The sequence below is a fragment of the Flavobacterium zubiriense genome (genome assembly GCF_041729725.1).
Lineage (GTDB): Bacteria > Bacteroidota > Bacteroidia > Flavobacteriales > Flavobacteriaceae > Flavobacterium > Flavobacterium zubiriense.
In genome coordinates, this window is record NZ_JBCFQL010000001.1 from 157,765 (window position 1) to 171,131 (window position 13,367).

At 33.9% G+C, this 13,367-nt stretch carries 14 protein-coding genes; 7 read left to right on the top strand and 7 right to left on the bottom strand.

The window, feature by feature from the left end:
- Window positions 1–5 precede the first annotated feature (5 nt).
- A complete protein-coding gene (locus tag AAGV28_RS00675; protein WP_373404923.1) occupies window positions 6–2,033 on the bottom strand; it encodes a M3 family metallopeptidase in 2,028 nt (675 codons plus the stop codon).
- A gap of 227 nt (window positions 2,034–2,260) precedes the next feature.
- Here AAGV28_RS00675 and AAGV28_RS00680 point away from each other — a divergent pair, with 227 nt between their 5' ends.
- Window positions 2,261–2,932 carry a hypothetical protein gene (locus tag AAGV28_RS00680; protein WP_373404924.1) on the top strand — a complete coding sequence of 224 codons (672 nt, stop codon included), beginning with the start codon at window positions 2,261–2,263 and terminating at the stop codon, window positions 2,930–2,932.
- A 146-nt stretch (window positions 2,933–3,078) separates the two neighbouring features.
- Here the strand turns inward: AAGV28_RS00680 and purE are convergent, their stop codons facing one another.
- From purE to AAGV28_RS00705, 5 genes are all read right to left on the bottom strand, one after another.
- Window positions 3,079–3,561, bottom strand: a complete 483-nt coding sequence (purE, locus tag AAGV28_RS00685; RefSeq protein WP_373404925.1) for a 5-(carboxyamino)imidazole ribonucleotide mutase — start codon at window positions 3,559–3,561, stop codon at window positions 3,079–3,081.
- An 88-nt stretch (window positions 3,562–3,649) separates the two neighbouring features.
- Complete coding sequence (locus tag AAGV28_RS00690; RefSeq protein ID WP_373404926.1) at window positions 3,650–4,804, bottom strand: 5-(carboxyamino)imidazole ribonucleotide synthase; 1,155 nt, start codon at window positions 4,802–4,804, stop codon at window positions 3,650–3,652.
- Window positions 4,805–4,816: 12 nt separating this feature from the next.
- Window positions 4,817–5,239: a type II toxin-antitoxin system VapC family toxin gene (locus tag AAGV28_RS00695; protein WP_373404927.1), complete on the bottom strand. Its 423-nt coding sequence runs from the start codon at window positions 5,237–5,239 to the stop codon at window positions 4,817–4,819.
- A complete protein-coding gene (locus AAGV28_RS00700) occupies window positions 5,236–5,484 on the bottom strand; it encodes a DUF6364 family protein (RefSeq protein WP_073245893.1) in 249 nt (82 codons plus the stop codon). The genes AAGV28_RS00695 and AAGV28_RS00700 overlap by 4 nt, the downstream gene beginning before the upstream one ends.
- Window positions 5,485–5,517: 33 nt before the next feature.
- Window positions 5,518–6,075 (bottom strand): hypothetical protein, encoded by a 558-nt coding sequence (locus AAGV28_RS00705; protein WP_373404928.1) that lies wholly within the window; start codon window positions 6,073–6,075, stop codon window positions 5,518–5,520.
- Window positions 6,076–6,175: 100 nt separating this feature from the next.
- Between AAGV28_RS00705 and AAGV28_RS00710 the strand changes: the two genes are divergently transcribed.
- The 4 genes from AAGV28_RS00710 to obgE all read left to right on the top strand — a co-directional run bounded on the left by AAGV28_RS00710 (window position 6,176) and on the right by obgE (window position 9,885).
- Window positions 6,176–6,706 carry a phosphoribosyltransferase gene (locus tag AAGV28_RS00710; RefSeq protein ID WP_373404929.1) on the top strand — a complete coding sequence of 177 codons (531 nt, stop codon included), beginning with the start codon at window positions 6,176–6,178 and terminating at the stop codon, window positions 6,704–6,706.
- A gap of 108 nt (window positions 6,707–6,814) precedes the next feature.
- On the top strand, window positions 6,815–7,387 hold the full coding sequence (locus AAGV28_RS00715) for an adenylate kinase (protein ID WP_373404930.1): 573 nt from the start codon (window positions 6,815–6,817) through the stop codon (window positions 7,385–7,387).
- Between the two features lie 78 nt (window positions 7,388–7,465).
- Window positions 7,466–8,737 carry a hemolysin family protein gene (locus AAGV28_RS00720; RefSeq protein WP_373404931.1) on the top strand — a complete coding sequence of 424 codons (1,272 nt, stop codon included), beginning with the start codon at window positions 7,466–7,468 and terminating at the stop codon, window positions 8,735–8,737.
- A gap of 146 nt (window positions 8,738–8,883) precedes the next feature.
- Window positions 8,884–9,885: a GTPase ObgE gene (gene obgE / locus AAGV28_RS00725; protein ID WP_373404932.1), complete on the top strand. Its 1,002-nt coding sequence runs from the start codon at window positions 8,884–8,886 to the stop codon at window positions 9,883–9,885.
- Window positions 9,886–9,969: 84 nt separating this feature from the next.
- Here the strand turns inward: obgE and AAGV28_RS00730 are convergent, their stop codons facing one another.
- Entirely contained in the window at window positions 9,970–10,959 is a 990-nt protein-coding gene (locus AAGV28_RS00730; RefSeq protein WP_373404933.1) for a glycosyltransferase family protein, read from the bottom strand.
- Window positions 10,960–11,098: 139 nt separating this feature from the next.
- Between AAGV28_RS00730 and AAGV28_RS00735 the strand changes: the two genes are divergently transcribed.
- Both AAGV28_RS00735 and AAGV28_RS00740 read left to right on the top strand, forming a co-directional pair.
- On the top strand, window positions 11,099–11,800 hold the full coding sequence (locus tag AAGV28_RS00735) for a tetratricopeptide repeat protein (RefSeq protein WP_373404934.1): 702 nt from the start codon (window positions 11,099–11,101) through the stop codon (window positions 11,798–11,800).
- 35 nt (window positions 11,801–11,835) lie between these two features.
- Complete coding sequence (locus tag AAGV28_RS00740) at window positions 11,836–13,191, top strand: UDP-N-acetylmuramate--L-alanine ligase (RefSeq protein ID WP_373404935.1); 1,356 nt, start codon at window positions 11,836–11,838, stop codon at window positions 13,189–13,191.
- Window positions 13,192–13,367: the final 176 nt, after the last annotated feature.

Here is a 13,367-nt window from a genome sequence, read left to right on the forward strand (position 1 = left end):
GAAATCTATAATAATCCCGCTCTTTTCAAAAGCGCATCCGGTTTTGGTTCCTGACCTCTAAAACGTTTGTATAATTCCATTGGCAATTCGGTTCCTCCTTTAGAAAGAATATTGTCTTTAAATTTCTTCGCCACTTCTTTGTCAAAAATTCCTTTTTCCTGAAAATAAGCAAAAGCATCAGCATCCAATACTTCGGCCCATTTATAACTGTAATATCCTGAAGAATAACCGCCTTGAAAGATGTGTGAAAACGCAACACTCATACAGTTTTCGGCAACATCTGGGTATAAAGTAGTGTCTTCAAAAACAGTTTTTTCAAAGGCTTTTATATCAGTAATTTCCGTTGGATTATTGCTATGGAAAGCCATATCTAATAATCCAAAGCTAATTTGACGCAAGGTTGCCATTCCTTCTTGGAAACTTGCACTTTCTTTAATTTTTTCTACATATTCTTGCGGAATAATTTTGCCTGTTTGATAATGTGTAGCGAACAATGCCAATGCTTCAGACTCGTAACACCAGTTTTCCATAACTTGGCTTGGCAATTCTACAAAATCCCAATAAACCGATGTTCCTGACAAACTAGGGTAGGTGGTGTTGGCTAACATTCCGTGTAATCCGTGACCAAATTCGTGAAACAAAGTCGTTACTTCGTTGAAAGTTAATAATGATGGTTTGGTTTCGGTAGGTTTTGTAAAGTTGCAAACGTTCGAAATGTGCGGTCTTTCGTTTTTGCCGTCTTTAATGTATTGTGATTTGAAAGAAGTCATCCAAGCGCCATTTCGTTTCCCTTTTCTTGGGAAAAAATCAGCGTAGAAAATCGCAACGAGTTCGCCAAATTCGTCTTTGACTTCGTAAGTGGTTACTTCTTCGTGGTATTTATCGATGTCGAAAATTTCAGTAAAAGTCAATCCGAATAATTTATTGGCTATAGTAAAAGCACCATTCAAAACGTTTTCTAATTGAAAATAAGGTTTGAGTTTTTCGTCATCCAAATTGAATAATTCTTGTTTTAATTTCTCCGAATAATAAGCACCGTCCCATTTTTCTAATTGGTCAATTCCGTCCAGTTTTTTAGCGAAAGCAGTAAGTTCTGCAAATTCTCTTTGAGCAGCCGGTTTGGCTTTGGCTAACAAATCATTCAAAAACGATTTTACTTTATCCGGATTTTGAGCCATTCTTTCTTCCAAAACAAAATAAGAATGGGTTTCGTATCCTAATAAATTGGCTCTTTCGAAACGTAATTTGGCAATCTTCAAAGTGATTTCTTGATTGTCGAATTCGTTGTTCTGAAATGCTTTTTTACCAGCTGCAATGGCGATTTCTTTCCGTAGTTCACGGTTGTCGGCATAAGTCACAAACGGAATATAACTTGGGAAATCCAGAGTAAAAATCCAACCTTCCAGTTCTTTACTTTTTGCCAATGATTTCGCCGCTTCAATGGTTCCTTCCGGAAGTCCTTTCAGGTCGCTTTCATTGGTAATATGCAATTGGTAGTTATTGGTTTCTGCCAAAACATTTTCGCCGTACGTCAGTTTTAACTTCGCTAATTCCGTGTCAATTTCACGCAACTTTAATTTGTCTTCATCAGAAAGCAAAGCACCATTTCTAGAAAAACTTTTGAATTTCTTGTCCAATAAAGTGGCTTGTTCCGGAGATAAATTCAGGCTGTCTTTTTGTTCGTAAACGGCTTTTATTCTTTTGAATAAATCCTCGTTCAGCGTGACGTCATTGCTAAATTCCGTTAATAAAGGAGAAACTTCCTGAGCGATTTTTTGCATTTCTTCGCAAGTTTCCGCTGAATTCAAATTGAAGAAAATCGACGATAACCGATCCAAGGCATTCCCGGAAAAATCTAAAGCTTCGATAGTGTTTTCGAAAGTTGGAGCTTCGGGATTATGGATTATAGCATCAATTTCTGCTTTTGCAGCAGCGATGTTTTCGATAAAAGCAGGTTTGTAATCTTCTAATTGTATTTGCGAAAACGGGGCAGTATCGTATTTAGTTTTGAATTTTGAAGTTAAAATTGTCATTATAATATAATTATTTACATTAATTGAATCTGGAATTTTTAATGTACAAATGTAGCAATTTATAAAAAGGGAACGACTAAAACTAGACCGATTCTCTTCATGAAAACAGCTTCATATTCTGTTATATTAATGTTATTTATGCGTTTAACCGTTTTAAAATGCCTAAATTGTAAAAATACGGTTCACACCAAAAATAGTGAACTATAACAGTTATAAAACAAATTAAGATGAATTACCAAATTACAATTAAAAATATTGATACCGTTAATGAAGTAGAAGGATATTGGTCAGATAACGATTTGATCCAATTGTTAGAAAAATTCAACTATCCAGATGGTTCAACTGCCGAAAAGAAGAATTTACCAGAACTGTTAGAAATGGCTATTTCGGATTATGAGCCTAATGAAGCTGCACAGATAGTTTTAAAATATAAATTGGAAGATCAATTGAATGTAGGGCAAATAGAGCAAATATCAAACAATATGTTGATAGATAAGGTTTGTGAGGAATATCCTGAAATACATTTACAAGGAACGATGTATCATATCAATCAATTGCTTTTTAAGGCTTATAATGGGACGTTTCCCAATGCAAAAGCATCTGTAGTTCATTTTTCGGTGGTACCAATTGATGAAGATGTGGTAAAACCATTGACTAAGGAAAATGTATTGAAATTATTGAATAACGGTTTGTCTGACAGGAATTTAATTAAACGATTATTTGAGAATCAAATGTCTCAAAATATTCCTTTTCCAGAAGCTGAAGGTATTGTTTGGGAGTTGACTACAGCAGATCATAAAAATTATACTTTAGTAACTTCTGAGAATTGGTTGAATAAGGAAGACTTAACACATTTTGAATTTGAATCGGTTCTAGAAGAAATAGAAGAAGAGGTATAAAAAAACAGACACGAATTTCTCGAATTTACACGAAAAACAGCTTTGGTTAAATTTTACGAATCTGTCATAGACAGATCATAGATTAGTGAAATTTAACCAAAGCTTTTTTTAATAGTGGTAATTTGTGAAATTCGTGTCTAAATATATTATTTCAAACTTTCAGAAGCTTTAATAACCGCTTCTTTCAAACTTAGTTTGTAAGCGATGATTTTGTTTAATACGTCTGCATTAGCGCTTCCAATGATTTGTGCCGCTAAGATTCCGGCATTTTTTGCTCCGTTTAAAGCTACAGTAGCTACAGGAACGCCACCTGGCATTTGCAAAATGGATAAAACCGAATCCCAGCCATCAATAGAATTGCTTGATTTTACAGGAACTCCAATTACTGGAAGTGGCGACATAGAAGCAACCATTCCAGGTAAATGAGCCGCTCCACCAGCACCAGCAATAATTACCGAAATACCTCTTTTGTGCGCATTGTTACTAAAATCAAATAATTTTTCTGGAGTTCTATGAGCCGAAACAATATCTACTTCTGTTTCGATTCCAAATTCTTTTAATATATCAATTGCATCTTGCATGACTGGCATGTCAGAGATACTTCCCATGATTACGGCTACTTTGCTCATTTGTTTTTTATTTAAAGATTAAATGATTGAAAGATTTAAAAATTATTATATCACAATCTTTAAATTTTTCAATCTTTAAATTTTTTAATTATTTTGAAATTACTCTAATAGTATTCTTAACATCCTCAGCAATTTTTCTGGCTTCGGACATGTTTTCGTTTACAATAGTTACGTGTCCCATTTTTCTAAACGGGCGGGTTTCTTTTTTACCATAAATGTGTGGTGTAACGCCGTTCCAAGCTAATATTTTTTCAATATTTTGATAAACTACATTTCCAGAAAAACCTTCTTCGCCTACTAAATTCACCATAATTCCGGCCACTTTGCTGTCGGTATTTCCTAGAGGTAAATCCAAAATAGCACGCAAATGGTTTTCGAATTGAGACGTATAACTCGCTTCAATAGAATAATGACCAGAATTGTGTGGGCGAGGAGCCACTTCGTTAACTATGATTTCGTCATCTTCGGTTTGGAACATTTCCACAGCTAAAAGTCCCACGTGATTGAAATTTTGAGAAACGTTTAAAGCAATTGCTCTTGCTTTTTCGGCAACTTTATCATCGATTCGAGCAGGACAAATTACATATTCTACTTGATTGGCTTCGGGATGAAATTCCATTTCGACCACAGGATAGGTTTTGATTTCGCCCGAAGGATTGCGACAAACAATAACCGCTAATTCATTTTTGAACGGAATCATTTCTTCTGCAATACATTCTACATTAGGAAGATTGTCTAAATCAGACATTTCGCGAATGATTTTTACTCCATTTCCATCGTATCCAAACTCAGTGCATTTCCATACAAATGGTAATTCTACTTTAGCGTCCAAAAGTGCTACCACAAGACTTTTTAAATCAGGAAAACGCATGTAAGGAGCGGTAGGAATATTATTTTGAGTATAAAAATCTTTTTGAATTCCTTTGTTTTGAATTTTTCTCAAAGTTTTAGGACAAGGATAGACTTTTAAACCTTCGTTTTCTAGTTTCTCTAAAGCTTCTAAATTGACCAATTCGATTTCGAAAGTAAGGACATCTACTTTTTTACCAAAGTTGTAAACCGTGTCAAAGTCCATTAAATCGCCTTTGAAAAATTGGTTGCAACCCATTCGGCTGGGAGCTTCTTCGCTTGGATCCAAAACATAAGTTTGTATGTCAAATTTTCTAGTGTCAAATAAGAGCATTTTTCCCAATTGTCCGCCTCCTAGAATTCCTAATTTAAAATCAGAAGAAAAATAATTCATCTCGTAAAATAATTATATTATTGTTGTTTTAGTTAAAAATTCATCAGGTGTGAAAACCTTAATTTCTGAATTTTTATAATCTTTTAAGTCTCTTGTAACAATGCAGTCCATGTTATGAATGGATTGTGCAGCGGTAATTTGAATAGCGTCTTCAAAATCTTTATGACTCGATTTTAGACTTTTTCTAATGATATTGATATCAACAGCAATTATATGAATGTTTTCTAAAATTTCTTCCAAAGCCATTCTTATCTTATCTTCTGAAATAAACTTTTTTAGAAGATAATGTAAAGTTGTAATGGTATTTGAAGAGGTATAAAGATTGATTTTGTTGTTGACTCCAAGTTTGTAAATTTCTAATGATGCTTTTACAAAAGGTTGTCTGTTTGCAAAAATGTCCATCAAGATATTACTGTCCAGAAAAATGTTTTTCATAAACCGTATTTTTCTTTGTAATACTCATCTCTTGCTTTGTTTTCATCAAAATCATCAGGAAGTGTTATAATCCCAATCAGTTTTTTAATTTTTGGGTCTATTTCGTCTTCTTTTTCTGTTTTTTCAGTCAAATTTTTAAAATAACTTTCCACTAGTTCAGATAAACTTCTGCCCGTTTTTTTAGCATAGGATTTTGCCTGTTCTATAACTTCTTTTTCTAACGATAAAGTGAGCTTAGTGTTCATGATACGTATATTTTTTACAAATGTACGTAATAATTATTTTTGATGGTTTATTTTCTTCAAAATATGCTTTGATACGGCTTTGTAAGCTGCGGTATGAGTGCTGAAATCTTTAGCTAAAATAGTTTGTAATTCGGGATGAATCCAGTCGTATTCTTTTCCTAAAAGCTCTAAACTACGCATGGCGTAGACTTTTGATGCTACTTTTGTATCTGTAATGAGCCAGTCAAAATTAATTTCAATGAGTTCTTGACGTTGATCTTCGGTGAAATGAATTTCATTTTTTGATGCTTTATAATGAGCTTCTATCAGTAGAAAAATCACTTTCGAAAGCGGTCGAATGGCACTTTCATGGATAATCATTTTGCTCTTGGAACAAATTAAAACTAGATATTCTTGAAACCAATTTAGCTTTTCGTAAGCTATCAATTCCATTGTCCAGCACCCTTTATAATGGTCAGGATTTTTATTTTCGAAACAAATTTGCATAAAATCGTCCATCAGTTCAGCATTCGCCATCACATAATTAGCGGTGGCTTGTCGGCTGCTTTTGTATCCGGTTGTTTGTGCAATAATTGCTGCTAATTCGCTCATAGTTTTATAAGGATTGGCATTAAAAATACAAATTAAGAATCAATTGCAAAACTCAATTTCGAAATCCCTATCTTTGCGCATTATTTTAAAATAAAAAATAATGATTCAACTTCACGATAAACAATTTGTTCCGTTTATTTCTGCCAAAGAAATTGACTTTGCTATCCAGAAAATGGTAGCTCAAATTGAAGCTGATTTTGTTGATGAAATTCCAGTTTTTATTGGTGTTTTGAACGGTTCTTTTATGGTGGTTTCGGATTTTGTGAAAAGTTATACAAAACCATGTGAAGTAAGTTTTGTAAAAATGGCTTCTTATGACGGAATGGCTTCTACCAATGAGGTGAAAGAATTAATCGGTTTGAATCAGAATTTGGCTGGACGTTCGGTTGTGGTAATTGAAGATATTATTGATACAGGACACACCATTGTGGAATTGAAAGCTTTGTTCAAGAAACAAAACTTGAAACATTTTAAAATAGCGACTCTTTTTTTTAAGCCAGAAGCTTATAAAAAAGAGGTAAAAATTGATTACATCGGAATTCAGATTCCAAATAAATTTATAGTAGGTTTTGGTTTAGACTATGATGGTTTAGGCAGAAATTTACCAGAAGTATATCAGTTGAAAGATTGAAATATTCTAGAATTAAAAGATTAAAAAAAAATAACACTTATAAAAATTGATGGAAGGAGATTAGTAATCTTGAAATCATTCAATTTTTAAATTTTTAAATTAAATTTTATGACTAACATTGTTTTATTCGGGAAACCAGGAGCAGGAAAAGGAACTCAAGCTGAGTTTTTAAAAGGAAAATACAATTTGACTCATCTTTCAACAGGTGATATTTTTAGATTTAATATCAAAAATGAAACTGAACTAGGAAAACTAGCGCAAACCTACATCAATAACGGCGGATTAGTTCCTGATGAAGTAACGATAAAAATGTTGCAAAGTGAAGTGGAAAATAATCCAGATTCGGCAGGTTTCTTATTTGATGGTTTTCCAAGAACGATTGCACAAGCAGAAGCTTTAGATGCTTTTTTGGCAACTAAAAACGAAAAAATTACCGCTACGGTAGCATTAGAAGCGGATGATGAAATTCTTGTAGCAAGATTATTAGAAAGAGGAAAAACTTCTGGAAGAGCAGATGATCAGGACGAAGAAAAAATCCGTAACAGATACCAGGAATACAATGAGAAAACAGCACCTCTTATTGGATTTTATAAAGAGCAAAATAAATTCCATGCCGTTAACGGTATTGGATCTATTGCTGAAATTACGGAACGTTTAAGTAACGTAATTGACAATTTATAAAAGTTTGTAGTTTGTAGTTTATAGTTGGTAGTCCCAATTTGAACAACAAATCATAAGCAACAAACCATAAACAAACAAATGGAACTATTAATTATTCTTTTTTTGATTCTACTCAACGGAGTTTTTTCAATGTCTGAGATTGCTTTAATTTCGGCTAGAAAATCAAGACTTGAAAGTTCAGCCAAAAAAGGAAATACTAGTGCACAAATAGCATTGGATTTGGCTAATTCGCCAAATAAATTTTTGTCAACCGTACAAATCGGAATAACATTAATAGGTATCTTAACAGGTATTTTTAGTGGTGATAAAATCACATCGGATGTAGAAGTTTTTATTTCGGGTTTTGATCTTTTAAAACCTCAAGCACATTCTATTGCAGTAGGAATTGTGGTAGTGGTATTGACTTTTTTCTCATTGGTATTAGGTGAATTATTGCCGAAAAGAATCGGGTTAAATTATCCAGAAACCATAGCGAAAGCAGTTGCTGTACCCATGAAAATTGTTTCGATTGTTACGGCTCCATTTATTTGGATGTTAACCCATTCTACAGAATTTTTATTAAGAGTACTGCAAATTAAGCCTTCGGCAGATGGAAAAGTAACTGAAGAAGAAATTAAGGCAATTATTAAAGAAGGAACCGAAGGAGGAGAAGTCCAAGAAATAGAACAAGATATTGTAGAGCGCGTTTTTCATATTGGAGACCGTAAAGTAAATTCGTTGATGACGCATAGAAAATCGGTGGTGTTATTGCCGTTGAATTCGAATAAAAGTCAGGTGAAAGAATTTATGCTTCAAGAATTGCATTCTTTTTATCCAGTGTATAAGGATAATTTTGATGATATTGTAGGTGTTGTAAGTCTGAAAAATATTTTTGCTACCATTGAGAAAGAAAATTTCAATTTACAAAGTATTATGACAGAGGCGCCCTATTTAATGGAACATACTACGGCTTATACTGCTTTGGAAAATTTTAAAAAGACAGGGATTCATTATGCAATTGTGGCTGATGAATATGGGGTTTTTCAAGGTATTATTACGTTGAATGATATTTTAGAAGCATTGGTTGGAAATGCTTCTGATTTTTATAAAGAAGATTTCCAATTAATCGAAAGAGAAGACGGAAGTTGGTTAGTTGACGGACATTATTCCTTACACGATTTCTTAACCTATTTTGAATTGGATGATTTGTTAAGCGATTATGATGTGACTACAGTTAGCGGATTAATCATGACCGAATTGTCGCGTATTCCAAAGCAAGGAGAAAAATTGCATTGGCATAAATTTGAATTGGAAGTGATAGACATGGATGGTGTGAAAATTGATAAAGTAATGGTGAAAGCCATAAAATAAAAGTATTCAGTGTTCCCGTTTTTAGTTGGCAGTTTTTGCGATTAAAATATTGAACATTGGTAATAAATAAAAATAGGTTATGAGTTATGGGTTATGAGTAAGCAGTGTTACTCATAACCCATAACTCATAACTCAAAACCTAAATTATGACAGAAGGAAATTTTGTAGATTACGTAAAAATATTTGTTTCATCCGGAAAAGGTGGAAAAGGTTCTACGCATTTACATAGAGAAAAGTTTATCCAGTATGGAGGGCCAGATGGTGGTGATGGTGGTCGTGGAGGACACGTTTATTTAGTTGGAAATAAAGCATTATGGACTTTGTTTCACTTGAAATTTGCACGTCATATTAAAGCGGGTCACGGTGGAGACGGTAGTGGAGATAGAAGTACAGGAGCAGATGGAGATGATAAATATATCGAAGTACCATTAGGAACTGTCGTGAAAGACAAAGAAACAGGTGAAGTTTTATTTGAAATTACGGATCACGGTGAGAAAAGAATACTTTGCCTGGGAGGTAAAGGTGGTTTAGGAAACTGGCATTTTAGAAGTTCGACTAATCAAACGCCCAGATACGCCCAACCAGGTTTAGAGGGTGTAGAAATGGATGTGATTTTAGAATTAAAAGTTTTGGCAGATGTTGGTTTAGTTGGTTTTCCAAATGCAGGAAAATCTACTTTATTATCGGTTTTGACTTCGGCTAAGCCAAAAATCGCCGATTATCCATTTACCACTTTAAAACCAAATCTTGGAATTGTAGCTTATAGAGATTTTCAATCGTTTGTAATTGCCGATATTCCTGGAATTATTGAAGGAGCAGCGGAAGGAAAAGGTCTAGGACATTATTTCTTACGTCATATTGAACGAAATTCGACTTTGTTATTTCTTGTTCCTGTAGACACCCCAAACATTAAAGGGGAATACGATATTTTGGTTAACGAATTGACCAAATACAATCCGGAGATGTTAGACAAAGAGCGTCTTTTAGTAATCTCTAAATGCGATATGCTGGATGATGAATTGAAAGCCGAATTGAAAAAGGAGCTGGATGTGTCGTTCAAAGATATTCCTTATATGTTTATTTCTTCTGTTGCCCAACAAGGTTTAACCGAATTGAAAGATAAACTTTGGAAAATGTTGAATGACTAAATAATATTTTTACAAAATATAAAAACCACTAATGAAGTTGAATTCGTTAGTGGTTTTTTTTATAAAAATAATCGAAAATTTCTCTTATTCCCTATACGTATCAAACAAAAATTGTAAAGTTTCAGGAATGTCATTGGCTTGCATTTTTGGATAGATAATATCTTGGTTAAGCCAATTTTCTATAATGGTTTCAAAGTTTTTTCCAACTTCATACACTACAGGAACGCCTAATTTTTTTAATGCAGCTGCATTACATTCTTGTTCATAATGGTTCATGATAGGAATAGAAAGAATCTTTTTTCCTAGGTGCAAAGCTTCGGCTGGCGTTTCAAAACCACCGCCTGTGATAATCCCTTCGCAAGAAATCAAACTCTCGTTGAATTTTTTCTGGTTTACTGGAAAATAAGTAATATTTCCAATGGTATGTTTGAACTCAATTCCTTGTAAAAACCAGTGAAATTGTACGTCTTTTACTTTGTTAAACGCTTTTTCTAGACAATCTTTATCAAAAGAAGGCAAATAAACCGTGATGTGTTTCAGGTTAGTAGGTTCGGCCTGAACAATCTCGTCTTTGATGATAGGAGGAAGAATAAAAGAATCGTATTTTTCAAAATGTAAGCCAATGTTTTTAGGAGAGGGAGCATAATGTTTTAGAATCATTTCGCCCATTAAACTCTTTTTTTCGGGTCTTGGAGTATTAGTAGAAATAAAACTCGCCTGATGTCCTAATTGAACCGAATGTACTTTTTGCATCTTACAGGCCAATGCCGTAATGGAATCAAAATCATTGATAACAACATCATAATTTTTTAATGGAAGCGCATCAGCATCTTTGTAGATCTGGCGCGGCTTGATGTTTTTAGCAATTTCCCAATAATTCAATCCCCCACATTTGCTGTAATGCAAACTACAGCCTTTGCTTTTGTATTTGATAGGTAGTTTGATGTCTAAACTAGCGTTGCTACCGCTTAAAAAAAAATCGACTTCACCAAATTTTTGTAGATAAGGATACAATTGTGTTGCTCTACTAATGTGTCCGTTTCCTGTTGCCTGAATGGCATAGAATATTTTCATGTTTCCAATATTTTCATTTGCGAAAGTAAAAGCAAGATGTTATTATATAGTTTTTTTAAGATTGCTATTAGGTTATTATTTATAGTTTTATAAGAGATAAAATTTTCAGATTCCTTTTTTATTTCGCTATTTTTGAGGCATGAAACACTTCCTACTTCTCTTTTTTTTATTTCCATTATTGATTTTTTCTCAGGTAAATCTTGAGAAAGCCCAGCAATTATTTGATGATGGAAAATTCGAACAAGCCAAGCCTCTGTTTGAAGCGCTCTTGAAAAAAAATCCTTCCAATATAAAAATCATGGAATATTTAGGGGACATTGCAGGGCGGACTAAAGACTGGGATGAAGCCTTGTTGTATTACGGAAAATTAAAAAAAATTAAACCTCAGGAAGCTGATTTTTATTTTAAATACGGTGGTGTTTTAGGGATGAAAGCTTTAGAAGTCAATAGATTTAAAGCCTTAGGGATGATTGATGAAGTGCGAAGCAATTTTGAGAAAGCCATTGAGTTAAACCCCAAACACATTGAAGCCAGATGGGCTTTAATTGAATTGAACCTGCAACTACCGGGAATTTTAGGTGGAAGTGAAAAAAAAGCGATTCAGTATTCTAATGAGCTGTTACAAATTTCAGCTGTTGATGCCTATTTGTCCCGAGGGCATATTGAAGAATATTTTAAAAGATACACAAAGGCAGAACAATGGTATAAAAAAGCAATTACGGTGGGGAATTCGAAAAAAACGTATCAAAAATTGGCTAATTTGTACGCTAATAAAATGAAATCGCCAGAGAAGGCGCAAGCCGTTTTAGAAGAATTTAGAAGAAAAAGCACCATAAATTAAAGGAACATACAATTTACGTACAAGCAAGTATTTATATGAAAACACATTTTATAGCTATTGGCGGAAGTGCCATGCACAATTTGGCTTTAGCGCTACATAATAAAGGATATCAGGTATCAGGAAGCGATGATGCTATTTTTGAACCTTCCAAATCCCGATTGGATAAAAAAGGAATTTTACCAGCAGAATTAGGTTGGTTTCCCGAAAAAATCACTGCCGATATCGAGGCAGTCATTTTAGGAATGCACGCCAAAGCTGACAATCCTGAATTGTTAAAGGCACAGGAATTAGGTTTGAAAATTTATTCCTATCCTGAGTTTTTGTACGAACAATCCAAAAACAAAACCCGTGTGGTTATAGGTGGTTCTCATGGAAAAACAACCATTACTTCGATGATTTTGCACGTTATGCATTACCATGATATTGAAGTAGATTATATGGTGGGCGCACAATTAGAAGGTTTTGATACCATGGTGCATCTTACCGAAGCCAATGATTTTATGGTTTTGGAAGGCGATGAATATTTGTCTTCGCCAATTGACAGACGACCTAAATTTCATTTGTACCAACCTAATATTGCCTTAATTTCTGGAATTGCCTGGGATCATATTAATGTGTTTCCAACGTATGAGAATTATGTGGAGCAGTTTGAAATTTTTATTGATAAAATTACCAATGGCGGAATTTTAGTTTACAATGAAAATGATCCAGAAGTAAAACGTGTTGCCGAAGCAGCCACCAATCCTATTCGAAAAATAGCCTATCATACGCCCAATTACAAAGTAGAAAACGGAACAACTTTACTAGAAACTCCCGAGGGCGATATGCCTATTGAAGTCTTTGGAGCGCATAATTTGAATAATTTGGCTGGTGCCAAATGGATTTGCCAAAACATGGGTGTGGACGAAGCTGATTTTTACGAAGCTATTGCTAGTTTTAAAGGAGCTTCAAAGCGTTTGGAAAAAATTGCGGAAAGCAAGACAAAAGTAGCTTACAAAGATTTTGCACATTCGCCATCTAAGGTTTCGGCAACCACAAAAGCGGTTAAAGAACAATATCCTGATAGAACCGTAGTAGCTTGTTTAGAATTGCATACGTACAGCAGTTTGAATGCCGAATTTTTAAAAGAATACGAAGGCGCATTAGCTTATGCTGATACAGCAGTGGTTTTTTATTCGCCTGATGCGGTAAAAATTAAACAATTAGAAGCCGTAAGTTATGAGCAAATTGCCAAAGCCTTCAATCGGGAAGATTTGATTATTTATACTAATCCTGTTGAGTTCAAGGAATATCTGTTTAATTTAAATCTGGATAATACCGCTTTATTATTGATGAGTTCAGGAAATTACGGCGGATTGAATTTTAATGAGGTAAAAGGTTTGATTGAGTAAAATTAATCTCAAAGTTTGTCATTCCGTAGGAATCTCAGCTCAGCGATTGTAAAGCGTAGAGATTCTTTCGGAATGACAAGAGGGTGTGATAAAAAGGATTGATAATATATTGAAGTAATTTTGTGTAAGCTGTTTTACTTTTTAAGTTTTCAAAACCCAAAGTTTGTCATTCCGTA